The organism is Pseudomonas panipatensis (assembly GCF_900099785.1).
GTDB lineage: Bacteria > Pseudomonadota > Gammaproteobacteria > Pseudomonadales > Pseudomonadaceae > Pseudomonas > Pseudomonas panipatensis.
Map to the genome: position 1 here is coordinate 138,997 of NZ_FNDS01000011.1, position 22,800 is coordinate 161,796.

The 22,800-nt window shown below is 70.0% G+C and carries 21 protein-coding genes; 13 read left to right on the forward strand and 8 right to left on the reverse strand.

Annotated elements, in window-relative coordinates; all coding sequences use genetic code 11:
• Window positions 1-16 precede the first annotated feature (16 nt).
• On the forward strand, window positions 17-1,198 hold the full coding sequence (locus BLQ74_RS22790) for a tyrosine-type recombinase/integrase (RefSeq protein WP_090266941.1): 1,182 nt from the start codon (window positions 17-19) through the stop codon (window positions 1,196-1,198).
• On the opposite strand, the gene BLQ74_RS22795 is transcribed toward BLQ74_RS22790, so the two are convergent.
• The 4 genes from BLQ74_RS22795 to BLQ74_RS22810 form a co-directional block, all read right to left on the reverse strand.
• Window positions 1,142-1,540 (reverse strand): hypothetical protein, encoded by a 399-nt coding sequence (locus BLQ74_RS22795; RefSeq protein ID WP_090266944.1) that lies wholly within the window; start codon window positions 1,538-1,540, stop codon window positions 1,142-1,144. The two genes, BLQ74_RS22790 and BLQ74_RS22795, sit on opposite strands and share 57 nt — an antisense overlap.
• The gene (locus BLQ74_RS22800) at window positions 1,533-2,426 is read right to left on the reverse strand and encodes a sulfotransferase domain-containing protein (protein WP_090266947.1); all 894 of its coding nucleotides are present in this window, start codon (window positions 2,424-2,426) and stop codon (window positions 1,533-1,535) included. Before BLQ74_RS22800 ends, BLQ74_RS22795 begins: the two co-directional genes overlap by 8 nt.
• Window positions 2,427-2,429: 3 nt before the next feature.
• Window positions 2,430-3,344, reverse strand: a complete 915-nt coding sequence (locus BLQ74_RS22805) for a hypothetical protein (protein ID WP_090266949.1) — start codon at window positions 3,342-3,344, stop codon at window positions 2,430-2,432.
• Window positions 3,345-3,458: 114 nt separating this feature from the next.
• Window positions 3,459-4,604 carry a glycosyltransferase family 4 protein gene (locus tag BLQ74_RS22810; RefSeq protein ID WP_244507252.1) on the reverse strand — a complete coding sequence of 382 codons (1,146 nt, stop codon included), beginning with the start codon at window positions 4,602-4,604 and terminating at the stop codon, window positions 3,459-3,461.
• A gap of 142 nt (window positions 4,605-4,746) precedes the next feature.
• Here BLQ74_RS22810 and BLQ74_RS22815 point away from each other — a divergent pair, with 142 nt between their 5' ends.
• The gene (locus tag BLQ74_RS22815; RefSeq protein WP_090266954.1) at window positions 4,747-5,703 is read left to right on the forward strand and encodes a class I SAM-dependent methyltransferase; all 957 of its coding nucleotides are present in this window, start codon (window positions 4,747-4,749) and stop codon (window positions 5,701-5,703) included.
• Between the two features lie 2 nt (window positions 5,704-5,705).
• Here BLQ74_RS22815 and BLQ74_RS22820 read toward each other — a convergent pair whose 3' ends face one another.
• Window positions 5,706-6,665, reverse strand: a complete 960-nt coding sequence (locus BLQ74_RS22820) for a sugar transferase (RefSeq protein ID WP_244507253.1) — start codon at window positions 6,663-6,665, stop codon at window positions 5,706-5,708.
• Window positions 6,655-7,779 (reverse strand): nucleotidyltransferase family protein, encoded by a 1,125-nt coding sequence (locus BLQ74_RS22825; protein WP_090266962.1) that lies wholly within the window; start codon window positions 7,777-7,779, stop codon window positions 6,655-6,657. Before BLQ74_RS22825 ends, BLQ74_RS22820 begins: the two co-directional genes overlap by 11 nt.
• 166 nt (window positions 7,780-7,945) lie before the next feature.
• On the opposite strand from BLQ74_RS22825, the gene BLQ74_RS22830 reads away from it, so the two are divergent.
• Genes BLQ74_RS22830 through BLQ74_RS22845 form a run of 4 tightly spaced genes read left to right on the forward strand, consistent with a single transcriptional unit; the run spans window position 7,946 to window position 12,757 of the window.
• A complete protein-coding gene (locus BLQ74_RS22830) occupies window positions 7,946-9,247 on the forward strand; it encodes a hypothetical protein (RefSeq protein ID WP_090266966.1) in 1,302 nt (433 codons plus the stop codon).
• Window positions 9,244-10,308 (forward strand): glycosyltransferase family 4 protein, encoded by a 1,065-nt coding sequence (locus BLQ74_RS22835; RefSeq protein ID WP_212633163.1) that lies wholly within the window; start codon window positions 9,244-9,246, stop codon window positions 10,306-10,308. The genes BLQ74_RS22830 and BLQ74_RS22835 overlap by 4 nt, the downstream gene beginning before the upstream one ends.
• The gene (locus BLQ74_RS22840) at window positions 10,305-11,051 is read left to right on the forward strand and encodes a hypothetical protein (protein ID WP_090266969.1); all 747 of its coding nucleotides are present in this window, start codon (window positions 10,305-10,307) and stop codon (window positions 11,049-11,051) included. The genes BLQ74_RS22835 and BLQ74_RS22840 overlap by 4 nt, the downstream gene beginning before the upstream one ends.
• Window positions 11,045-12,757, forward strand: coding sequence for an ATP-binding cassette domain-containing protein (locus BLQ74_RS22845; RefSeq protein WP_090266973.1), 1,713 nt, complete (start codon window positions 11,045-11,047; stop codon window positions 12,755-12,757). The genes BLQ74_RS22840 and BLQ74_RS22845 overlap by 7 nt, the downstream gene beginning before the upstream one ends.
• Before the next feature lie 8 nt (window positions 12,758-12,765).
• Here BLQ74_RS22845 and BLQ74_RS22850 read toward each other — a convergent pair whose 3' ends face one another.
• Window positions 12,766-13,041 (reverse strand): DUF3077 domain-containing protein, encoded by a 276-nt coding sequence (locus tag BLQ74_RS22850; protein ID WP_090266976.1) that lies wholly within the window; start codon window positions 13,039-13,041, stop codon window positions 12,766-12,768.
• 357 nt (window positions 13,042-13,398) lie between these two features.
• On the opposite strand from BLQ74_RS22850, the gene BLQ74_RS22855 reads away from it, so the two are divergent.
• Window positions 13,399-14,268, forward strand: a complete 870-nt coding sequence (locus tag BLQ74_RS22855; RefSeq protein ID WP_090266978.1) for a 3-hydroxybutyryl-CoA dehydrogenase — start codon at window positions 13,399-13,401, stop codon at window positions 14,266-14,268.
• A 476-nt stretch (window positions 14,269-14,744) separates the two neighbouring features.
• Here the strand turns inward: BLQ74_RS22855 and BLQ74_RS22860 are convergent, their stop codons facing one another.
• Complete coding sequence (locus BLQ74_RS22860; protein WP_090266981.1) at window positions 14,745-15,212, reverse strand: aminoacyl-tRNA deacylase; 468 nt, start codon at window positions 15,210-15,212, stop codon at window positions 14,745-14,747.
• A gap of 314 nt (window positions 15,213-15,526) precedes the next feature.
• Between BLQ74_RS22860 and BLQ74_RS22865 the strand changes: the two genes are divergently transcribed.
• The 6 genes from BLQ74_RS22865 (at window position 15,527) to BLQ74_RS22890 (ending at window position 22,461) form a co-directional block, all read left to right on the forward strand.
• Entirely contained in the window at window positions 15,527-16,993 is a 1,467-nt protein-coding gene (locus BLQ74_RS22865; protein ID WP_090266984.1) for a sigma-54-dependent transcriptional regulator, read from the forward strand.
• A complete protein-coding gene (locus BLQ74_RS22870; protein WP_090266987.1) occupies window positions 16,990-17,997 on the forward strand; it encodes an NADH-quinone oxidoreductase subunit B family protein in 1,008 nt (335 codons plus the stop codon). The genes BLQ74_RS22865 and BLQ74_RS22870 overlap by 4 nt, the downstream gene beginning before the upstream one ends.
• 11 nt (window positions 17,998-18,008) lie before the next feature.
• Entirely contained in the window at window positions 18,009-19,466 is a 1,458-nt protein-coding gene (locus tag BLQ74_RS22875; RefSeq protein WP_090266990.1) for a nickel-dependent hydrogenase large subunit, read from the forward strand.
• Window positions 19,467-19,480: 14 nt separating this feature from the next.
• Entirely contained in the window at window positions 19,481-19,930 is a 450-nt protein-coding gene (nikR, locus tag BLQ74_RS22880; RefSeq protein WP_090266994.1) for a nickel-responsive transcriptional regulator NikR, read from the forward strand.
• A 5-nt stretch (window positions 19,931-19,935) separates the two neighbouring features.
• Window positions 19,936-21,255, forward strand: a complete 1,320-nt coding sequence (locus BLQ74_RS22885) for a PAS domain-containing sensor histidine kinase (protein WP_090266998.1) — start codon at window positions 19,936-19,938, stop codon at window positions 21,253-21,255.
• A 153-nt stretch (window positions 21,256-21,408) separates the two neighbouring features.
• Window positions 21,409-22,461 carry a HoxN/HupN/NixA family nickel/cobalt transporter gene (locus BLQ74_RS22890; RefSeq protein ID WP_090267001.1) on the forward strand — a complete coding sequence of 351 codons (1,053 nt, stop codon included), beginning with the start codon at window positions 21,409-21,411 and terminating at the stop codon, window positions 22,459-22,461.
• Window positions 22,462-22,800 lie beyond the last annotated feature (339 nt).

Below are 22,800 nucleotides of genomic sequence, written 5' to 3' on the forward strand. Positions count from 1 at the left end.
GCAACGGAGCATTGCCATGGCAAAGAAAGCAATCACAGGGCTCCAGAGGCAGCCGAACGGCATCTGGAAAATCGACAAAGTCTACCGAGGAGAACGAATTCAAGAGAGCACTGGCACTTGTGACCGGGAAGAAGCCGAGCAGTACCTAATCCACCTGCTGGAGAAGAAGCGGCAGCAGAAGGTCTACGGCGTGCGCGAGGTGAAGATCTGGCGGGAGGCGGCGACACGCTACCTGCTGGAAAACAAGGACATGCCGTCGATCAAGCTCACGGCGACCTACCTGGAGCAGCTCGACCCGTACCTTGGCGGCCTGGCGCTGACCTTCGTCGACGACGAAGCCCTGGCGCCGTACATCAAGGACAGGCTGAACCCGAAGGAAGGCAAGCCGGCCAGCCCGAGGACCATCAACATCGCGCTCGAGCGCGTGATCCGCATCCTGAACCTCTGCGCGCGGAAGTGGCGAGATGAGCAGAAGCGGCCATGGCTCGACACGGTGCCGATGATCACCAAGCTGAATGAGAAGAAGGCGGCCCGGAAGCCCTACCCGATGTCCTGGGATGAGCAGTCGGTGCTGTTCGCCGAGCTGCCGGATCACCTGCTGCGCATGGCGCTGTTCAAGGTGAACACCGGCTGCCGTGAGCAGGAAGTGTGCAAGCTGAGGTGGGAGTGGGAGATCGCGGTTCCGGAACTGGGGACGAGCGTGTTCCTGATCCCGGACGGGTTCGGCGGGCGCCACGAGAAGTCTGGCGTGAAGAATGGCGAGGAGCGCCTTGTCGTCCTGAACGATGTAGCCAGGAAGATCATCGAGGGGCAGCGCGGCATGCACGCCAGCCTGGTCTTCCCATACGGGAAGCCTGACGAGAACGGGCCGACGGCGGTTCACCGGATGAACGACAGCGCTTGGAAGAAGGCCAGGGTACGAGCGGCGGACAAGTGGGAGAAAGCCCATCGCACGCCGGCGCACCCTGGTTATCGGTCTCTGCGTATCCACGACCTGAAGCACACGTTTGGCAGACGGCTTCGGGCAGCGGGTGTTACCGAAGAGGATCGGAAGGCCCTATTGGGCCACAAGAACGGCAGCATCACCAGCCACTACTCCGCGGCGGAGTTGGACCAGCTGATTGAGGCAGCCAACAAGGTATCAGCCACCGACAGTCGCGCACCGGCGCTGACGATCCTGAAAAGGAGGCAGGGATAATCGAAAACTGGCCATGTCACTTGAAAAGTCACTGGGCCAGAAACGAAAAAGCCACCCGAAGGTGGCTAAGTCGTTGAATTTGTTGGTCGGGACGGAGTGATTCGAACACTCGACCCCTTGCACCCCATGCAGGTAGACCCGGCGATTGTGCGCGAAGCCGAGCAGGATGGCGCGGCAGGCCTCGGCGTCGAAGCGATAGTGCGGATCGCGCGCAGGCACCTGGGGCCCGCCGCTGGAATACCCCGGGACGCGCCAGGGCATGGCCACGCCGAAGGTCGCCGCGGCGTCCAGGCTGGCATCGGGGAGTTCGCTGCCCGGCGCGGCGTCGCCCATGTCACTCATGCATTACCTCCTGGGCGGGCGAGGCGGTCTGCTCCAGCCACGCCAGTGCCTCATCCAGATAACCGAAACGGGCCATCATCGGCCCATGCGCGGCGACCACGCGACGCACCTGGTCGGGACCGAGGGTGTCGCGCCAGGCGCCTTTCTCGCCACGACGGAAGAAGCGCGCGGCCACCTTGGGGCGTTCCTTGAAGCCCGACTCGCCCTCCTGCGCGGCGAGCAGGCGGAAGTCACTGAAGCGAATCGCCCGTTCGATCCGCTGGCTATCGTCGGGTAGACCGAGGAAACGCGCGGCGGCGGCGAAGGTCGCCGGGCCGTCGGCGAGCATGTCCTCGTAGCGGATCACCAGCAGCCGCGGACCGGCGCCGTCGAGCCAGCTCTGCACATGGCCGGACCAGGACGACAGTCGTTGCGCCACCTGCAGCGAGAAGCCGCGCCGGGAACGGCCTAAGCCGGACTCGGCGGAGGCCATGAAATCAATCGCCTGGTCCAGCGAACGGCCCAGGTGGTTGGCCAGCGACGGCGCCACATCCAGCGGATTGCGCACGATGTACACGGAGCCTGCCGCCGCATCGGGCGCGGGGATCATTTCGCCGGCGGCGTTAGGCAGGCAAGCGTCGTGGATCTTGTGGTAGGCCAGCGCCTCGTGCTGCGCCTTCCAGCGATAGACGGCGGGGCGCAGGCCGTCGACCTCGTCGGGATACAGCTCGGCGCTGTCCACGCCCAGCGCATCGTCCAGCCAGCGGCGGCTGCTGGCGATGACCCCCGAGCCCAGTTCATTGATCGACACCGGCTGCTCGGCGGCGCTGAGCAGGTTGCAGAGAAACGCGCGGAACCAGGTATTGCCGGATTTCGGGTATGACGCCAGCCAGTAGAGTGCGGACATGGCTCAGGCACGCTCGCGCAGATCGTCGAGGATGCTGTCGATCAGCCGGTCCAGGTCGAAGCCCTCGCTCGGCCGCCGTGCCAGCACCAGGTGGCTGCGCGCGGCCAGGCGGCCACACTGCGCCAGGTGCTCGGCCTTGCGCCCCATGCCGTTGAGGAAGCGCAGGCGATAGGTATTGTCGAGCAGCGGCGGAAAGCGCTGCATGCCGAGAATCGGCGAGAACTGCGGCTGCTCGACCGCCGCGCTTTCCAGCACATAGATCCAGCGCACCGGCAGGGGCTGCTGCTCGAAGCGCTCGCCCAGGGGGTAGTTGTACTTCGCCAACTGCGGTCGGATTCTCCGCAGCTCGCGGGTATCGACGCCGAGCTGTTCGGCCGAGTCCTGCCACAACTTGACCCGGGGAAAACCGGGCAGCGCCCTGCCCTCGTCATCCAGTGGCACCACATCGTCGGCCAGCAGCGTATGGCCGCGCTTGGCGAAACCCGCCGCCAGGGTCGACTTGCCGATGCCCGAGGGGCCGACACAGACCAGGCACTGCTCGCCGATGCGCACCGCGTTGCCATGCAGCACCAGCAGGCCACGCTGCGCCAGCAAGGCCCCGAAGACGGAACCGAGGAGGAACAGCCGCACACTTTCCTCGTCCATGCCGGGCTCGGCCTCGACGACGATTTCCGTGCCGCCACGCACCAGAAAGCGGGCGATGCCGGCCACTTCCAGCCACAGCTGATCGTCGGCGCACCAGATCAAAGGGCCCGTCTGCCGGCGACCGTCGGCGGCGCCCGGGCCCACGCTGCCACGGCGGATGCGCACGTCCACCGACTGGTCCGCGGCCGGCGCCTCGGCATCGAGCAGTTCCGCCAGCGGAATCTCGCTCTCGATCAGCAGGCAATAGGCACGGTAGAACCGGATACGGGACATGGGCTCATCACAGAACAGGGGTCGGACAGGAATGCCGATACTGGCCGGCGGCCAGCGGCGGCGCATTCTCACATGCCCCGAATGGCCCTGTCGAATGCGGCGCGGCGGCCCTTTTCAGCGCTGCGCGGCAGCATAGGCGGCGACGGTCAGCGCCGCGCAGCGCGCCCAACTGAAGCTCGCCGCGCGCAGTCGGCCACGCTCGATCGCCTGCGCGCGCCAGCCGGCGTCGTCGAGCCCGCGCGCCAGCAGCGCCGTCCAGCCGTCGCAATCGTCGGGCGCCGCGTAGGCGGCGGCATCGCCGGCGACTTCCGGCAGCGACGCGGCGTCGGCGCAGACCACCGGCACCGCCGAGGCCATGGCTTCGAGGATCGGCAGGCCGAACCCCTCGTAGCGCGAGGGATAGGCAAACAGCCGCGCACCGGCCTGCAACAGCGGCAGCAGACGCGCCGGAACGAAGCCGAGATAACGCAGCCAGCCTTCGGCCTGGGCCTGCTGGATACGCGCCAGCACAGGATCGCCGGGCCAATCGGCATGGCCGGCGAGCACCAGCGGGTAGCACCGGCGCAGCTCCAGCGGCAAGCCGGCGTAGGCGCGCAACAGGGTCGCCAGGTTCTTGCGCGGCTCGATGGTGCCGACATAAAGGCAATAGGCGCCCGGCCGCAGGCCGAGCAGCGCCAGTTCCGCGGCGATCTGCGCGGCATCGCGCGGATGGAAATCCGTGGCGGCTGCCAGCGGCGTGACCTGAATGCGCTCCTCCGGGTAGTTCCAGGCCTCGGCGATTTCCCGCCGGGAGAACTCGGAAACGGTGAGCACCAGCGACGCCTGCCGCAGGGAGCGCGCCACCACCTCGCGCAAATGACGCACCCGGTCGGGCCGGTGGCTGCGCGCGTGCAGCAGGACCGACGCGTCGTGGATGGTCACCAGGCTTCTCCCGGCAAAGGCCGGCAGGTAATAGTTGGTGCCATGCAGCAGGCGTTGCTCGTGGCCGCGCAGCAGCGCCGCATGGCGCGCGGCGACCCAGCGCCGGTAGGCGCCCAGGGCGATGGCCGGGCGCGGCAGCCGCTCCAGCCAGCGGCGCGACGCGGGCGCCGCCTCGGGACAGGCCGGCAGCGTCTCGAACAGGCGGCCAGCGCCCATGTACAGGGTCTGGACGTCCGTGCGCGCCTGAAGCTGGCGCGCCAGTTCCAGGGTGTAGCGACCGATCCCGGTGAGCGGGTGGTGGATGGAATCGACGGATAGAACTAGCTGCACTCGGCTCACGGCCCCCTGCTGACGTCACGCTTGCGTCCAGGCCGCGCATCATAAAGCAGTCAGCCTCGCGCGGCCCAGCACGAGGCTTGCCGAACGACGCTTAAGTGGGCAGATTGCCCGCTTCGTTTTTCGTCATCGCCAAGGACCGCCCATGTCACTCAAGCGTCGCTGGTCGCTGCTCTCCGAGCTGCTCCGGGTAGACCGGCAAATGAGCCCACTGCCCTGCCCCGGTTGCGGCGTCGAAGATCGCCAGCGGATCTGGCGCCAGGACCGTTACTTCCTGCGCGTGGACCTTTCCATCTGCCGCCAATGCGGCCTGGTCCACCTGGCCCGTGGCCTCAGCGGGCAGGCCGAGGAGCGCTTCTATGAGCACGTCTATCCGCGCCTGATGAGCCTGACGAGCGCCAATCTGGGCAGTTTCCGCCTCATGGCCGGTTATCGCTTGCAGGCCATCCGCGATGTCATCGGCATGCCCGAGCGGGTGCTGGAAGTCGGCGCCGGCATGGGCTTCTTCCTCGATGCCTGCCGGGCACATGGGGTCCGCGAGTTCTTCGGTCTCGAACCCGGCGCCCCCCAGCACAGCTACCTCAGCGGCACCCTCGGCCTCGCCGGCCAGGTCGCGCACGCGCCGCTGACGGCGGACAGCCGCTTTCCCTTCGTGCCCAGGCTGGCCGTGATGTTCCATGTCCTCGAACACCTGGCCGATCCCGGCGCCGCCTTGCGCCAGTTGGCCAACGCGCTGGACCCGCAGGGCTGGCTGGTGATCGAAGTGCCGGACATCCTCGCCGACTGGCGTAGCCTCGGCCTGTGGCAGGTGCACGTCTCGCACCGCAGCTACTTCAGTGCCGCGTCCCTGTCCGCCCTGCTCCAGCGCAGCGGCTTCACGCCCTGGTACATCAGCCGCGAAGCCCATGGCATCTATCCCGGCAACCTGCGCGTGTTCGCCCGCCCCACGGCTGGGCAAACGGCACCGGCCGTCATCGAACCGGCCCCAGTCCCGCTGCCCGGCGTGGCCGACAGCATCCGCGCGCAGATTCGCCCCTGGAGCCTGCGCAACGGCTACCCACGCGCCGCCGTGCGCCTGCTGCGCTGCGCCGCGCGCGGCTGAGTTCAGCGGCGGTCGAGGTCGACCGGCGAGCGCTCGACCAAAGCCCGCCGCCGCAACCGCCGCGACCGCCGCGCGGACGGCTTGCGCGCCCGGCACAGCGCCAGCGGGGTGCCCAGCAGCAGGCGCAGGTCCAGCAGCAGGCTGCGCCGGCGCCAGTAGCTCAGGTCGGCGAGCAGGCGCTCGCGCATATCCTCCAGCTCGGCAATTTCGCCGCGCCAGCCCAGGACCTGGGCCAGCCCGGTGATGCCCGGGCGGCCCGCCAGGCGTGCCGCGTAGCCGTCGAGCAGCCCGGCATACAGCAGGTCGTGGGCGATGGCGTGCGGGCGCGGGCCGACCAGCGACATGTCGCCGCGCAACACATTCCACAACTGCGGCAGCTCATCCAGCCCCCAGCGCCGCAGCAGCGCGCCGAGTCGCGTCACCCTGGGATCACCGGCGATGACCTGGGGCGCCAGCGGATCGGCGCACGCGCTGGCCCGCAGCGTGCGGAACTTATAGAGGCTGAACGGCCGGCCCTGGCGCCCCAGGCGGCGTTGACGGAACAGCACCGGGGCACCGTCGCTGAGACGAATCGCCAGGGCGATGAGCAGCAGCAACGGGCCGAGGAGTGTCAGCAGCAGCAGGCTGGCGGCGGCATCGAAGAGCCGTTTGCCCCGCTCCGAGGCGGGCTTGAAAGATTCCGGCGCGGGGCCCTCGGCGCGCACCAGGCACAGCCGGCGACGCCCGATCAGCGCGAGCAACTGCAGGCGCGTACTGGCGTCGAGCTGGTCGGCGGCGACGACCAACTCGTCCACCTGCTTGCGCCGTGGGTCGCTGCGCAGCCACTCCAGCGCCTCGCGCACCGGTCGTTGCGCGACCACCACGGCGCCGCGCTCGACGCCACTGCGCAACCACTGACGCAGCGCCGGCGACAGCCCGTCGCCGATCAGCAGCAGCCGGCGGCCGCGCCGCTCAGCGTTCACGGGACACCAGGCGCGCCAGGCGCACCAGCGGATAGAGAAACGCCGCCGCGCGGGGCAGGCGCAACCAGGCGAGGTCCTTGCCGGTGGGGCTGAACCAGTCGCACAGCGACTGCAGGCGGCCGGCCAGGGTGCGTTGCAGGCACAGGTCGAGCCAGACGCGCCGGGCCATGCCCAGGGATTGCGCGACCTGTGCGTCGGAGTGGCAGCCCTGCAGCGCCCGCAGCGCCGCCTCGAACATGACCCTCTGCGCCCGCCCCAGGTTGGTCAGCGCTGCCAGCTCGGCTGGCGCAGCGAAACCGAAAAGGCGCTCCAGCAAGGCCAGGCACACCCCCAGTGGGCCTTCCAGATCGGCCTGGCGGGCGATGCGCGCGGCTTGCGCCGCATCGAATCCGGGCAGGCGCATCAGCGCCAGAATGTCCAGCAGCCAGATCAGGCGGCGAAACAGATGCTGGCCGGCATGCGCCGCCAGGTAGGGCAAGCCGATCGCCGGCGCCAGGGTGGCGACCGCCTGCCCCTGCAGGTCGACGCTGCCGCCTGGGCAGGACCAATCGTCACCGAGCAACGCATGGCGGCGGCGCAACAGGCGCCGGTGCAGCTCGACGCAAGGCAAGCCGTCGGGGTGGCGCAGGAGCAGTTCGTGAGTGCCGCTGGGCAGCGCCGCCGGTGCTTCCGGGGTCAGGTAGCCGAGTCCGGCGAATACCTCCAGCGCGGCCGGCCATTGCTCCGGGCGGACCAGGATGTCGAGATCGAGCGCCGTGCGCGCGGCACAGTCGCCATGGACCTGCCGGGCCAGCGCCGGGCCCTTCAGCGCCAGGTAATCGATATTCGCCGCGCTCAGGCGCCGGCTCAGTTGGCGCAGCGTGCCGGTCAGTTGCAACGCACGCAGGACCACCTGCCGCTGCTCGGCCTTCAGGCTCGCCGCGCGTTCCTCCGGCAACTGGGCGAGGCGCCCGGCGTCGAGCAGGGCGGCCACCCCGTGGTGGCGCACGAAGGCTTCCAGGCCCGGCGCCGGAGCGAGCGCCGGCTCACCGGCGAAGCCGAGCAGCCAAAGGCTCTGGCCCAACAGGCTGGCGCTGGGCATCGGCATCCGTGCTTGCACTTCGGCCCCGTTCACAAGGCTGACTCCTGGCGATCCGTGGCGTGGCCACGGCGATTCATGAACAAAGGCGCGATTCTAATCAGCCGCACGGGCCACGGCGAGAGGCACGCGCGCTGAGCATTGGCAAATCGCCAGTTCCTCTGTAGCGTTTGCGCGCCACGCAACCGAGGAACCGCGCCGGATGAGTTCGCCCCCGCCGCGCCAGGGCGCTTTCGCCCACTATCACGACGACCTGCTGCGACGCTTCGGCGCCGAGGCCGCCGCGCTGCGCCATGAACTCTTCTTCCTGCGCCGCCACGCCGACGGCTGGCCGGCCGTGGCGCGCGCCGCCGCGGCCTGGCTGCGCGACACCGGCCTGTTGCTGCGCCGCGGCCAATCCGCCGCCGCGCCGGCCAGCGATGCGGCCCAGGCGATCCTGGTCTGCAGCCTCGCCGGCGCCAGTGGCTGGCAGACCCTGGCGCGCAGCCTGGACGCCTGCCGCGACGCCGGCCTGCCGGCCGTGATCCTCGCCCATCCGCGTCTGCGCGCCGACGAACTGCCGAGCGAACTGCCGCGCCTGGCCCCAGCCCGTCCGCGCGGTGCCGACCTGATCAACAGCCTGCGCGCCTTCAGCGCCGCGCGGCGGCGCCGCTGGCCACTGCTGCTGGCCCTTGGCGCCGGCCGTCTGGCGCTCTGGCGCGCCTGCCTGGCGCGCAGCCTGAGCGGACGCCGCGGGGTGCTGTTGCTGCACAACGATTTCGACCTGCTGAGCCAGGCCGCGCAGTCCCAGGGGCTTGCGGCGATCTGCCTGCAGCACGGCCTGCCCAGCGATGAGTTCTTCCCCGCGCGCGCCGACTGGCATGTGCTCTGGGGCGAAAGCAGCCGCCGCCTGTTCCTCGCCGCGGGCTGCGCACCGGCGCGCCTGCTGGTCGACGCCCTCGGACGCGGCCAAGGCCGCCTGGCCGAGGCACCCCCGCAACGGATCGCCCTGCTGTCGCAGACCCATGCCGGCGTCTTCGGCCCCGGTCTCGGCCAACGCCTGCGCGAGCTGGTCAGCGAGTTCGCCGCGCGCGGCGTGGCCCTGGAAGTGCTGCTGCACCCCCAGGAGCAAGCTGCCGCTGCCTACCCGGCGCTGCCGAACATTAGGCTGCGACAGGCGCCGCACCGGCTGCTGCGCGACGACCGCGACGGCACCTGCCTGGTCCTCGGCTATTGCTCCACCGCCATGCTCGACGCCGCCCTGGCCGGCCACTGGGTCGCCGCCCTGGACTTCGCCGAACCCGGCAATGCCGGGGCGCGCAGCCTGCTGGCAAGCCCTCTGCGGGTGGCCAACGCCGAACAGGCCCAGGCCCTGCTGCAGCGTCTGGGCGCGGACGCCGCCTTCCGCGCCGACACCCGGCGCGCCATGCAGGCCTGGCTGGACGAAGTCTTCGCCACGCCCAGCGGCGCCCTCCTCGGCCTCCTGCGCGGCTACCGCGAGTCCACCCCGGGAGGCACGCGATGATCCGCGTCCTGCACGTCAGTCGCGAATTCGAGCCGCGCTCCAGCGGCGTTGCCCGGCATATCCACGGCCTGGCCCTGGCGCTGGCCGGAGAAGCCGACCTGCACCTGGAAATCCTCGCCCCGCGCGTGGACGCCGAACCCGGCCCCTACACCTTGAGTCGCGGCAGCTACGCCGCCCTGGGCGCCGCCATCGCCCGCAACAACATCCTCCACGTGCATGGCGCGCGCACCCCGCTGGCCGCCGCCGCCGCCCACCTGGCGGCACTGCGCGGCACCCCGGTGCTGTACACGCCGCACTGCTACTACGACAGCGGTGGCAGCGGCAAACGCCTGCTCAAGCGTGCCTGGGACCTCAGCGTCGAGCGCTCGCTGATGCGCCGCAGCCAGGCCGTGATCCTGCTCCACGACGGCTGGCCGGCCGACCTCGTCCGCCGTGGCCTGCAGCCGCGGCGGACACTGATCGTGCCGAACTGCATCGACGACGCCGGCAGCGCCGCGGACCTGCCCGCCCAGCCCCTGGACGGCCAGCCGGCGATCCTCTCGATCGGCCGGCTCGACCCGATCAAGCGCCTCGACGATGTCATCGCCGCGCTGCGCGACCCCGCTCTCGGCGAGGCGGTGCTGCACCTGGTCGGGCGCGGCGACGACCGCCCGCGCCTGGAAGCCCTGGCGCAACGCCTGGGCGTCGGCACCCGCGTGCGCTTCCATGGCTGGCAGGACGATGCGGCGACCCAGCGCATGATGCGCGGATGCGACTTGATGGTGCTGGCCTCGGAGCGCGAAGGCCTGCCGACGGTGATTCTCGAAGCGCTGCTGGCCGGCGTGCCGATCGCCTGCTCGGATATCGACGGCAATCGCGCCATTACCCAACGGGTCGGCTGGCAGGCGCATTTCCCGCTGGGCGCCATCCCGGCCCTGGCGGCCTGCCTGAAACAGACCGCCGGGCGCCGCGTCAGCGCCGAGGTGATCGAGGCGGTACGCAGCCAATTCACCTGGCAGCGCCGCGCCGCCGAGTTGGCCGGCGTCTACCGCCAACTGCACGCGCAGAGCCAGCGCGCATGACCGCCAACAGCGTACCGCCGCTCACTCGCCTGGCCCGCCGCCTGGCCGACTACCGCAATCCGCGCTCGCTCGGCTCGCGCCTGCGCGCCAGGCGTATCGGCCCCTTGCTGCGGCTGATCGAGGAGGCGTTCGCCGAGCATGGCGAGGTCCACCTGCTGGATGTCGGGGGCACCCTGCGCTACTGGACGATAGTGCCCGACGAGTTCCTCGCGCGGCACCGGGTCAGCATCACCCTGCTCAACCTGCCCGGGCGTATCCGCCCGCTGGCCGCCAGCGGCCGCTTCCGCTTCGTCGAGGGCGACGGCTGCGACCTGTCCGCCTGGACCGACCAGAGCATCCATGTGCTGCACGCCAACTCGGTGCTCGAACATGTCGGCGACCACCAGCGCATGCAGCGTTTCGCCGGCGAGATCCGCCGCGTCGCGCAGCGCTACTTCGTGCAGACACCGAACGCCTGGTTCCCCATCGAGCCGCACTGCATGACCCCCTTCTTCCATTGGCTGCCCCACGCGCTGCGTGTTCGCCTGGTGCGGCAGTTCCGTCTCGGCCATTGGCGCCGCGCCGCCTCGCTCGACGAAGCACGCCGGATCGTCGACAGCGCGCGGCTGCTGGACCGGCGAACCCTGAAAGGCCTGTTCCCGGGCGCCGCCATCCTCGACGAACGCCTGTTCGGGCTGAGCAAATCACTGATCGCGCTGGGCCAGCGGCCAGACCGCGACCCGCAGCGGACGTCCCCATGCTGAGCGCCACCCTGCGTTGCCTGCGCCGTTGCGGCGTGAGCCGCACGAGCATCGCCCTGATGAGCCTGCTGCTGCCGGCGCGGGCGCTGGTCGAGGCTTGCTCCGCCGGGCTGCTGGCCGCGCTGCTGGCGCTGCTGCTGACACCCGACGCCGTGCCCCAGGGGTGGAGCCGCGTGTTGCTGCGCACGGTTGAAGCGGGCAGCCCGCTGTCGCCGCTGCTGCTGCTCGGCGGCGCCCTGCTGCTGTTCCGTGGCCTGCTCGCACCGCTGCTCGGCTGGTGGCGCGGGCGGCTGATCGTCGGCTGGACCCAGGCCCTGTCGCTGCGCGCCCTCGACGGTGAAATCCAACGCCCGGCCAGTGCCCGCCTGGACCGCCACGCCCAGGGCAGCAACACCCTGGTCAACCACGTCGCGCCGCGCATCATCCAGGGCCGCGTGCTGCCGTTGCTGGAGCTGCTCAGCGAATCCCTGCTGGCGCTGATGCTCTTCGCCCTGCTGCTCAGCCATGGCCTCTGGCCCGGCCTGCTGCTGTGCACCGCGCTGCTGCTCGGCGCCGGCGCCAGTCACCTGCTGTTGCAGCGCTTCAGCGGCGGCGGGCTGCGCGCGCGGACGCTGACGGACATGCAGCGCTGGGTCACCGACAGCGTCGCCTGCCTGCGCGAGATCCACCTCTATGCCCGCGAGCGCTCGGTACTCGCGGGCTACCGCCCGCTGGCGCGGCGCTTCGCCCACGCCATGGCCCAGGAACGCACCCTCGCCGACATGCAGTTGCCGATCGTCGAAGCACTGTTTCTGCTCGCCCTCGGCGGCGTCGCCCTGCTGCTGCCTGGGCACCTGGCGCTGGGCAACGACAGCGCGCCGCTGGCCCTGTTCGGCGTCGCCGCCGTGCGCCTGCTGCCATCGCTGCGGCGCATGGCCACCAGCCTGCGCACGCTCGCCTTCGGCCGCGCGTCCTTCAATGCCTTCGCCGCGAGCCTGACGGACCCCGCCGAGCCGGGTTCGCGCACACGCCAGGACGGCGCCGCGCCGGGCCTGCTGTTCGACGCCCAGGGCCTCGTCTATCGCTATCCGGGCGCCCAGCAGGACGTGCTCCAGGCCCTCGACCTGCGTTGCGCGGCGGGGCAATGGCTGGCGCTGAGCGGCCCATCCGGCGCCGGCAAATCGACCCTGGTCGACCTGCTCCTCGGCGAGTTGCACGCGCTCGCCGGCACGCTGCGCTGGAGCACGCCGACACCCGGCATCGGCTACGCCGGCGCGCTGACCACCCTGGTGCAGGGCAGCCTGCGCGACAACCTGGGTTTCCACCAGGTCTGCGCCGACGACGCGCGGCTGCACGAGGCGCTGTGGATCGCCGGCATCGAGCACCTGCTGCAGCGCCTGCCGGGCGGGTTCGACGAGGATCTGGGCAGCGTCGAGCAGCGCCTCTCCGGCGGCGAACGCCAGCGCATCGGCCTGGCCCGCGCGGTGCTGCACGCCAGCGACCTGCTGATTCTCGACGAAGCCACCGCCGCCCTGGACATGGCCAGCGAGGCCGCCTTCCTCCAGCGCCTGCGCCAATGCCGGCCAGGCACCGCCGTGCTACAGGTCACCCACCGCGAAAGCAGCCTGGCGCAGTTCGACCGACTGTTGCGCCTGGCGCACGGCCGCTTGAGCGAGTGCGATCAAGCGACCGACAGCAGCGCGGCGCAACGCCTCAGCCCAACCGTCTAGTGCGCGCCTCAGGCCGACTCGCGGCGCTGCCGGTACAGCCCGGCGACGGCGGCATTCAGCGCGGCGCGGGCCTGCTCCAGCAGCGCCAGGCTGGCCCAGGCCAGGTGCCGGCCCTGTTCGGCATCCAGCGACGCCGCTTCGCGGCCGGTGGCCTCGGCGCATTCGAGCAGGCTGGCGGTCTGTTCCAGCACCTCCAGTACCGGCAGGCCGGCGCGGATACAGCCGAGCGTGCCGAAGGGGGTGGTTTCGGTGGTAGCGGTGAGCGTGGAAGTAAGCGCTTTCATGGGGTTCGATCCTCTGGTAATGGGATCGCCTCCATTCGCGGCCAAACGAGAGGGAGGCGACTGCGCACGGGTTGGCCGACCGGAACCAGAGGTCCGGCACACCCGAGGGTGTCCCGCACGCAGCCGCCATTGATGCACCGGACGAGCGAAGGCCCGCGGTGTCAGTGACGCGTCTCTGGTTTCGCGACCGGCCAAGGTCGACCACGGGATTGACCGTGGCCGGGCGAGGATAGAGAGCGCGGCCGGCGCTGGCAAGCAAGCCTCGGAGCGCAGCACAGTCGCCTCGACCCGCCGGGTGCGCTATTGTCGCCGCCGGCGCCCGGCGCCCCCGCTTCGTCTCAGAGAGGAACCAGAAGAATGACAACCCAAGCTTCCACCCTCGGCATGCGCAAGGTCGGCGTGATCGGCGCCGGCACCATGGGCAACGGCATCGCCCAGGTGTGCGCCGCGGCCGGCCTGCAGGTGGCCATGCTCGACATCTCCGACGCCGCCGTCGAACGCGGCCTGGCCACCATCGGCGGCAACCTCGACCGGCTGATCAAGAAGGACAAGCTGGCCGCCGCCGACAAGCCCGGCATCCTCGCGCGCATCCACGGTGGCACCGACTACGCGGTGCTGAAAGACGCCGACCTGGTCATCGAAGCGGCCACCGAGAACCTTGAACTCAAACTGCGCATCCTGCGCCAGATCGACGAACTGGTCGGCGCCGAGTGCGTGATCGCCAGCAATACCTCGTCCATTTCCATCACCCAGTTGGCGGTGGTGGTGCGCAACCCGCAACGCTTCATCGGCATGCACTTCTTCAACCCGGTGCCGGTGATGGGCCTGCTGGAAGTCATCCGTGGCCTGCAGACCGCCGACGAAACCCACGCCAAGGCCGTGGCCTTCGCCGAGCTGGTCGGCAAGCGTGCGGTCAGCGTGAAGAACGCCCCGGGCTTCGCGGTCAACCGCATCCTGGTGCCGATGATCAACGAAGCGATCTTCGTGCTGCAGGAAGGCCTGGCCAGCGCCGCCGATATCGACACCGGCATGCAACTGGGCTGCAACCACCCCATCGGCCCGCTGGCCCTGGCCGACCTGATCGGCCTGGATACCCTGCTGGCGATCATGAATGTGCTCTACGACGGCTTCAACGACAGCAAATACCGCCCCGCCCCGCTGCTCAAGGAAATGGTCGCCGCCGGCCGCCTGGGCCGCAAAAGCGGCCAGGGCTTCTTCAGCTACTGACGGACCCGCACGGCGATTGGGCGATGGGTATCGCTTCGCTCAACGCCATCCTACGAACCCCGGCCATACCCGCCTGGCACCGTAGGATGGGTTGAGCCCGCGAAACCCATGCGGTGTCAGCCCGCCAGGGCGATGGGTCAGGGCGATGGGTATCGCTGCGCTCAACGCCATCCTACGAAACCCAGCCACACCCGCGTGGCACCGTAGGCTGGGTTGAGCCCGCGAAACCCATGCGGTGTCCCCCGCCAGGCCGATGGGTATCGCTGCGCTCAACGCCATCCGACGAACCCCGGCCATACCCGCATGGCGCCGTAGGATGGGTTGAGCCCGCGAAACCCATGCGGTGTCGCCCCGCCAGGGCGATGGGTATCGCTGCGCTCAACGCCATCCTACGAAACCCGGCCATACCCGCGCGGCGCCGTAGGCTGGGTTGAGCCCGCGAAACCCATGCGGTCGCCCGGCGCCAGGACGCGGGGTCATTCGCAGAAGCGCCCCAGGCGGGCGTCGGGCATCAGGTCCAGGTACTGCTGGCTGGTCATGTGCACCAGGGCGTTGTGGTCGCCGGCTTCGAAGTAGATGTCCGACTGTTCGCTGAGGGACTGGTCGATCAGGGTTTCCAGGCCGAAGACGTTGCCCACCGCGGGTATTGCGCCCAGCGCGCAGTCCTCGAAGCGCTCGCCGAGATCGCGTTCCTTGGCCAGGCGCCAGTTGCGCCGGGTGAGTTTGTGCACCTTGTGCAGGTCGACCTGGCGGCTGGCCGGGACCACGGCCATCAGCCAGTGCCCCTGGAAGTCGTCGAGGATCACCGGCTTGGCCATCTGTTGCGGTTGAATGCCGGCGCGGCGCGCGGCTTCGCGGGTGGTCATCGATTGCGTGTGAGACAGCAGGTCGTAGTGCGACTGGTGCTGGGTCAGGCAGCTTTGCAAGCGGGTTGCCATGCTCATGGCGCACATCCTCTGGCACGACGCCGGCCCATGATCCCGATGATTCCGGCGTGGCTGGCATGCACCGGGAGAGGTTCCCGCTCCCCCGCCCGGCATCGGTCGCGTGCCGGTGCCTTGGCAAGAGTTTACTCCCGCCGGCCCCTGCGCAGACGGCGACTGGCCGGACGGAAGCGGGCGCTCTGTGCCGGGGTGGCCAGGCGCCCGTCCGAGGAAAAAGCGGACATCCCTTTCCGGCCCGCGTGCTAGTATTTCGCCCTCTCGTCGACGCGACCCGGCTCGCCTCGGCGCCGTCCCGATCCCTGTCCTGTCTGCCCATGACCTCCAGCTACGATCCGCAATCCAGCTTGCCGACTGTCCTTGTGGTGGACGATGAGTTGCGCTCGCGGGAAGCCTTGTCGCGGGTGCTGAATCAGGAGTTCTCGGTGTTGCTGGCCGACTCGGCCGCGCAGGCCCGCGAACTGCTCGAACAGCACGCGGTGGCGGTGATTCTCTGCGACCAGCGCATGCCCGGCATCCAGGGCATCGAGTTTCTCAAGGAAGCCCGCGAACGCTGGCCGGACGTGGTGCGCATCGTGCTCTCCGGCTACACCGACTCGGAAGACATCATCGCCGGCATCAACCATGCCGGCATCTACCAGTACCTGCTCAAGCCCTGGCTGCCCGAGCACCTGCTGACGACGGTGCGCAACGCGGTGGAGAGCCGTTCGCTGCAGAACCACATGCAGCGCCTGGACGTCGAGTTGCGCGCCGGTACGCCGGTGTTGCGCCGGCGCAGCCAGCAGACGCTGGACAAGGTGCGCGACGCTTTCGATTTCTCACGCATCGTGCGCGCCCCCGGCGGTCCGCTGGACGCCCTCTGCGAGCTGGCCGCACGGGTGGCGCGCTTCGATCTCTCGGTGCTGCTGCTCGGCGAGTCCGGCACCGGCAAGGAGCTGCTCGCGCGCGCCATCCACTACGCCAGCCCGCGCGCCAGCAATGCCTTCGTCATGGAAAACTGTGCGGCGCTACCGGACTCGCTGCTCGAATCCGAACTCTTCGGCCACAAGCGCGGCGCCTTCACCGGCGCGCACCAGGACCACGTCGGGCTGATCCAGCGCGCCCACGGCGGCACCCTGTTCCTCGATGAGATCGGCGACACCTCGCCGGCCTTCCAGGTCAAGTTGCTGCGCGTGTTGCAGGAGGGCGAACTGCGCCCGGTCGGCGCCACCACCCCGGTACGGGTGGATGTGCGGGTGATCGCCGCGACCCATCGCGACCTCGAAGAAGAAGTCCGCAACGGGCGCTTCCGCAGCGACCTCTATTACCGCCTGGCCAGCGTGCCCCTGGCCCTGCCGCCGTTGCGCGAGCGCAGCGGCGACCTGGTGCCCATCGCCAACAAGCTGCTCGCCGACGCCAGCCAGGAACTCGACCTGCCCGACCTGCGTTTCGCCGCCGACGCCCTCGGCAGCCTGCTCGGCTACCCGTGGCCGGGCAATATCCGTGAGCTGCGCAACGAGATCTACCGTGCCGCGGCGCTCTCCGACGGCGCGGAAATCGGCGCCCGCGCCTTTTCCTGGCGGGTCCTGCAGGGACAGGCGCGCAGCGCGCTGGCCGGCGCCGCGCCGGCGTCCAGCCCCGGCGGCACCTTGCAGGAGCAGCTCGACGCCATCGAAGCCAGCATACTCAGGGAGTCGCTGCTGCGGCACCGCTGGAACAAGACCCACACCGCGCGGGAGCTGGGCCTCTCGCGCGTCGGCCTGCGGCAGAAGCTGCGCCGTTTCGGCCTGGAGGAATCGCAATGAGCAAGGCTCCGTTCCGCGTGCTCTGGCTGCAATCCGGCGGCTGCGGCGGCTGCAACATGTCGCTGCTGTGCGCCGATACCCAGGATTTCGCCGGTCTCTGGCGCAACGCCGGGATCGAGCTGCTCTGGCACCCCTCGCTGTCGCTGGAAAGCGGCGATGAAGTGCTGGCGATCCTCGACGACTGCCTGGCCGGGCGTATCCACCTGGATGCCCTGTGTGTCGAGGGCGCGCTGCTGCGCGGGCCGAACGGCACCGGTCGCTTCCACCTGCTGGCCGGCACCGGCGTGCCGATGATCGACTGGGTACGCCGGTTGGCCGCGGTCGCCGATTACTGCCTGGGCATCGGCACCTGCGCGGCCTTCGGCGGCATCACCGCCGCCGGCAGCAACCCCACCGACGCCTGCGGCTTGCAGTACGACGGCGAGCGCCGGGGCGGCGTGCTCGGTGCCGACTACCGCTCGGGCAAGGGCCTGCCGGTGATCAACGTGGCCGGCTGCCCGACCCATCCGGGCTGGGTGACCGACAGTCTGATGGCGCTGGCCGCCGGGCTCTTCGCCGAGACCGATCTGGACGCCCTCGGCCGGCCGCGTTTCTATGCCGACCAACTGGTCCACCACGGCTGCACACGCAACGAGTTCTACGAGTACAAGGCCAGCGCGGTGAAGCCGTCCGACCTCGGCTGCATGATGGAAAACCTCGGCTGCAAGGGCACCCAGGCCCACGGCGACTGCAACACCCGCCTGTGGAACGGCGAAGGCTCCTGCACCCGTGGCGGCTACGCCTGCATCAACTGCACGGCGCCGGGCTTCGAGGAGCCGGGGCATGCCTTCCACCTCACGCCCAAGCGCGCCGGCATCCCCATCGGCCTGCCGACCGACATGCCCAAGGCCTGGTTCGTCGCCCTCGCCGCGCTGTCGAAATCGGCCACCCCGGAGCGCGTCAAGCAGAACGCCACCGCCGACCACCCGTTGATCGCGCCAGCCATCCGCCCCACCCGGCGCTAGGGAGCCCCGTCATGACACGTCTGCTGGTCGGCCCGTTCAACCGCGTCGAAGGCGACCTCGAAGTGCAACTGGAGATCGAGGATGGCCAGGTGCGCTCGGCCCAGGTCAACGCCACCATGTACCGCGGTTTCGAGCAGATTCTGCTGAACCACGCGCCGCTCGACGCGCTGGTCTACGCGCCGCGCATCTGCGGCATCTGTTCGGTGTCGCAGTCGGTCGCCGCCGCCCGCGCCCTGGCCGAGCTGGCCGGGGTGCAGCCGCCGGCCAACGGGCTGATCGCCACCAACCTGATGGCGGCGACGGAAAACCTCGCCGATCACCTCAGCCACTTCTACCTGTTCTTCATGCCGGACTTCGTCCGCCCGCTGTACGCCGAGCGCCCCTGGTACGCCGACGCCGTGGCCCGCTTCACTCCGCACAGCGGCAGCCAGCAGCGCCTGGCGCTGGCCGCGCGCAAGCGCTGGCTGGACCTGATCGGCACCCTTGGCGGCAAGTGGCCGCACACCGGCTCCGTGCATCCCGGCGGCTCCACCCGCGCGCTCGACGCCGCCGAACGCCTGCGCCTGCTGGCGCGGGTGCGCGAGTTCCGCCAGTTCCTCGAAAGCGAGCTGTTCGCCGCGCCGCTGGAGCGCATCGCCGAGCTGGCCAGCGAAGGCCAGCTCTGGGCCTGGTACGCCGAGGCGCCGGAGCAAGGCGACCTGCGCCGTTTCCTGCGCATCGTCCAGGACAGCGGCCTGGAGCATCTCGGGCAGGGCCCGGGACTCTACCTGTCCTATGGCGCCTACCCGCAGGCCGACGGCAGCCTGGTGTTCGCCCGTGGCCTGTGGAACGCCGCCAGTGCCCAGGTCGAAGCGCTGGACCTCGGCGCCATCCGCGAAGACGCCAGCCACGCCTGGCTCGACGACAGCGCCGGGCCGCTGCACCCGGCGCGCGGCGAAACCGAGCCGAGCCCGGACAAGCCCGCCGCCTATACCTGGAACAAGGCGCCCCGGCTGGCCGGCGCGGTGCTGGAAACCGGCGCCCTGGCGCGCCAACTGGTCGCCGGCCAGGCACTGCTGCGCGACGCCGCGGCGCGCTGCGGCGGCAGTGTCTACACGCGCCTGCTGGCACGCCTGGTGGAGCTGGCGCGAGTGGTGCCGCTGATGGAAAGCTGGCTGCTCGCGCTGCGCCCCGGCGAGCCCTATTACCTGGACGCCGCGCTGCCCGACAGCGGCAGCGCGGTCGGCCTCAACGAAGCCGCGCGCGGCGCCCTCGGCCACTGGCTGCGCGTCGAGCACGGGCGCATCGCCAGCTACCAGATCATCGCGCCGACCACCTGGAACTTCTCGCCGCGCGACGCCCAGGGCCGCCCCGGCGCGCTGGAACAGGCATTGCAAGGCGCCCCGGTGCGCCCCGGCGAGAAAACCCCGGTGGCGGTGCAACACATCGTGCGCTCGTTCGACCCCTGCATGGTCTGTACCGTGCATTGACCCGGAGAACCGCCATGGAACGCCTGACCATCTCCCTGGACAGCGGCCTCGCCGAGGAACTCGACCGGCTGATCCGCGCCCAGGGCTACGGCAACCGCTCCGAAGCGCTGCGCGACATCCTCCGCCGCCACATCGAGCAGGCGCGCCTGCAACAGGAAGCCGAGTCGCTGCATTGCGTGGCCAACCTGAGCTTCGTCTACGACCACCACGCGCGCACCCTGGCCGAGCGGGTCATGGCCCTGCAGCACGAGCACCACGACCTGACCATCGCCAGCCAGCACGTCCACCTGGACCACGACCACTGCCTGGAGAGCCTGATGCTCAAGGGCCCGCTGCCGCGCGTGCGGGCCTTCGCCGAACGCCTGAGCGCCGAGCGCGGCGTGCGCCATGGCCAGCTCAACCTGATCCCGGTGGAAGCGGCCGCCGACGCGCACCCCCACCCGCACCTGCATCCGAAGAGCTGACGATCATGGCGCGCAGGCAGCCGCCGGCCCACCTCGACGAGGACGCCTGGCTGGAAGTGATCGGCAAGATGGACGAGGTCTACTCGCAGCTGGTCCAGGACGAGATCGCCCTGGAGGAAAAGAACGCCGAGCTGGAGCAGTCCCAACAGTTCATCGCCGGGCTGCTCGCCTCCATGTCCGACATCCTCCTGGCCTGCGACCCGGAAGGGCACATCGAGGAGTCCAACCACGCCTTGCGCGACCTGGTCGGCGCCACCGAAGCCCAACTGCGCGGCAGCCCGGTGTATGCGCTGCTCGGCGACAGCGCCAGCGCCGCGCAGTTGCGCAAGACCCTCGGCGGCCTGCGCCGGCCCAACGCCAGCGCCAGCCTGGAGGTGAATTTCAAGGGTGCCGACGGCGCGCTGCTGCCGGTCGATCTCAGTTGCACCGTGCGCAGCAACGCCAATGGCCGTTGCCTCGGCCACGTCCTGGTCGGGCGGCCGCTCGGTGAGCTGAAGCACGCCTATCGGCAATTGCACGAGGCCCACGAGGCGCTCAAGCGCACCCAGCAGCAACTCTTGCACGCCGAGAAGATGGCCTCGCTGGGGCGCCTGGTGGCCGGCGTCGCCCACGAACTGAACAACCCGATCAGCTTCGTGCTGGCCAATGCGCATGTCCTCGGCGGCTACGGCGAACGCCTGCAACGCTACCTGCAGGCGGTGCATGACGACGCCCCGCTGGAGCAACGCGAGGCCCTGCGCCGGCAACTGCGCATCGACCCGCTGCTGGCCGACCTGCCGTCGCTGATCGAAGGCACCATGGAGGGCGCGCAGCGCACCGCCGACATCGTCAGCGCGCTCAAGCGCTTCTCCGCCATGGACCGCGAACAGCTCGGCGAGGTGCAACTGAACGAGGTCATCGAGCGGGCCATCCACTGGATCACCCGTGGCGTGGCGCCGGACCTGCGGGTGCACTGGCAGGCCGAATCCGAGCCGCGGGTGCAGGGCAACGCCGGGCAACTGCTGCAAGTGCTGATGAACCTCATGCAGAACGCCTACGACGCCGCGCGCGCCGCCGGACGCACGCCCCCGGAGCAGTGGATCGCGGTCGAGCAAACGCCCGGCTGGGTGACCCTGCGCCTGCGCGACAACGGCCCGGGCATCGCCGAAGAGCACCTGAGTCAGGTGTTCGAGCCGTTCTTCAGCACCAAGCCGGTCGGCCAGGGCACCGGGCTAGGCCTGTCGATCAGCTACAGCATCGTCGAACGCTGCGGCGGCAGCCTGCTGGCCGGCAACCACCCAGACGGCGGCGCGCTCTTCACCCTGCGCCTGCCGGCGCTGGGCTGACGCCGGCGGAAAGCCACTTTCCAGTCCGCCACCGCCACTGCAAAGGGATTGACCAGCAGCGTCGGCGCAGCCTCTTCAGCCAGGACGCGGCGGGGTTGGCACAGGGCTTGTATGAAGAAATCCGTTTTCTTCATACCCCTCGCTGGAGCCGATATGTCTAGCCCGGACACGCCGCGTGCCTTCAAACAGCGCGTCAGCGCCCTCTTCCTTGCCCTGTTCACGGTCAATGCGCTGGCCTGGCTATGGGCCCTGATCGCCTTCCGCGACTACCCGCTGCTGCTCGGCACCGCGGTCCTCGCCTACAGCTTCGGCCTGCGCCATGCGGTGGACGCCGACCACATCGCGGCCATCGACAACGCCACGCGCAAGCTGATCGCCGACGGCCAGCCCACCGCCAGCGTCGGGCTGTTCTTCTCCCTCGGCCACAGCAGCGTGGTGATCCTCGCCTCCCTGGCGATCGCCCTCAGCGCTTCGCGGGTGCAGGCGCAGTTGGAGGCCTTCCACGGTATCGGCGGACTGATCGGCACCACGGTGTCGGCGACCTTCCTGCTGCTGGTGGCGCTGCTCAACCTGATCATCCTGCGCTCGGTGTACCGCGCCTTCCGCCGCGCGCGCCAGGGCGAGCGGGTCGGCGAGGCCGAGCTGCACGGCCTGCTCGCCGGCAGCAGCCTCATCGCCCGCCTGGTACGCCCGTTGTTCCGCCTGATCCGCCGCAGTTGGCAGCTCTACCCGCTGGGTTTCCTGTTCGGCCTGGGCTTCGATACCGCGACGGAAATCGGCCTGCTCGGCATCTCCGCCGCGCAGGCCGCACAGAACCTGCCGATCTGGTCGATCCTGGTGTTCCCGGCGCTGTTCACCGCCGGCATGGCCCTGGTCGACAGCGCCGACAGCGTGCTGATGACCGGCGCCTACCGCTGGGCCCAGGTCCGCCCGGCGCGCAAGCTCTACTACAACCTGACCATCACCTCGGCCTCGGTGCTGGTGGCGCTGCTGGTGGGCGGAATGGAGGCGCTGCATCTGCTCGCCGAGCAGCTCGGGCTGGACGGCCCCGTGTGGCGCTTCGTCGCCGCCTTGAACGAGAACTTCGGCCTGCTCGGCTATCTGATCGTCGGCCTCTTCGCCGGCACCTGGCTGCTGTCCTGGGCCTTCTATCGCTACAAGGGCTACGACCGCCTGGACCTGGCGCCGGCCGGCACGGCGCAGTGAACACTTACTTTCCACTTTCGCGCCATCACTGGAAACTACTCTTCCAGCTCAATTGCACGGCGCGCGCCCGCCCACCCCGCGCGCGGACGCAGAGCCCAGGAAACAAGGGCTTCGCCGCCTACGACAAAAGTCGCAGGCGGCCGTGCGGCGAAATGGCACAGGTCTTGTAGTTACCAGGCATCGCAGTCACACGCAGTAGATCCAATGTCCGCAGCCGCCCCGTCCACCCCCTACCCGCCCGGCTGCCACCCCTTTCCGCGACATCGCGACGCCGCCGGCAGCATCGCCGGCGCCGACGGCCGCCGAGTGCCCGTCGCGGTCGCCGCGCACGCCACGCCA

Coding starts and splice junctions, on each gene's coding strand:
- BLQ74_RS22835 (WP_212633163.1), top strand. CDS start 9,244: ATGATCCGCGTCCTGCACGTCAGTCGCGAATTCGAGCCGCGCTCCAGC.
- BLQ74_RS22790 (WP_090266941.1), top strand. CDS start 17: ATGGCAAAGAAAGCAATCACAGGGCTCCAGAGGCAGCCGAACGGCATC.
- BLQ74_RS22830 (WP_090266966.1), top strand. CDS start 7,946: ATGAGTTCGCCCCCGCCGCGCCAGGGCGCTTTCGCCCACTATCACGAC.
- BLQ74_RS22890 (WP_090267001.1), top strand. CDS start 21,409: ATGTCTAGCCCGGACACGCCGCGTGCCTTCAAACAGCGCGTCAGCGCC.
- BLQ74_RS22875 (WP_090266990.1), top strand. CDS start 18,009: ATGACACGTCTGCTGGTCGGCCCGTTCAACCGCGTCGAAGGCGACCTC.
- BLQ74_RS22850 (WP_090266976.1), bottom strand. CDS start 13,041: ATGAAAGCGCTTACTTCCACGCTCACCGCTACCACCGAAACCACCCCC.
- BLQ74_RS22860 (WP_090266981.1), bottom strand. CDS start 15,212: ATGAGCATGGCAACCCGCTTGCAAAGCTGCCTGACCCAGCACCAGTCG.
- BLQ74_RS22805 (WP_090266949.1), bottom strand. CDS start 3,344: ATGTCCCGTATCCGGTTCTACCGTGCCTATTGCCTGCTGATCGAGAGC.
- BLQ74_RS22855 (WP_090266978.1), top strand. CDS start 13,399: ATGACAACCCAAGCTTCCACCCTCGGCATGCGCAAGGTCGGCGTGATC.
- nikR (WP_090266994.1), top strand. CDS start 19,481: ATGGAACGCCTGACCATCTCCCTGGACAGCGGCCTCGCCGAGGAACTC.
- BLQ74_RS22885 (WP_090266998.1), top strand. CDS start 19,936: ATGGCGCGCAGGCAGCCGCCGGCCCACCTCGACGAGGACGCCTGGCTG.
- BLQ74_RS22815 (WP_090266954.1), top strand. CDS start 4,747: ATGTCACTCAAGCGTCGCTGGTCGCTGCTCTCCGAGCTGCTCCGGGTA.
- BLQ74_RS22840 (WP_090266969.1), top strand. CDS start 10,305: ATGACCGCCAACAGCGTACCGCCGCTCACTCGCCTGGCCCGCCGCCTG.
- BLQ74_RS22845 (WP_090266973.1), top strand. CDS start 11,045: ATGCTGAGCGCCACCCTGCGTTGCCTGCGCCGTTGCGGCGTGAGCCGC.
- BLQ74_RS22800 (WP_090266947.1), bottom strand. CDS start 2,426: ATGTCCGCACTCTACTGGCTGGCGTCATACCCGAAATCCGGCAATACC.
- BLQ74_RS22865 (WP_090266984.1), top strand. CDS start 15,527: ATGACCTCCAGCTACGATCCGCAATCCAGCTTGCCGACTGTCCTTGTG.
- BLQ74_RS22795 (WP_090266944.1), bottom strand. CDS start 1,540: ATGAGTGACATGGGCGACGCCGCGCCGGGCAGCGAACTCCCCGATGCC.
- BLQ74_RS22870 (WP_090266987.1), top strand. CDS start 16,990: ATGAGCAAGGCTCCGTTCCGCGTGCTCTGGCTGCAATCCGGCGGCTGC.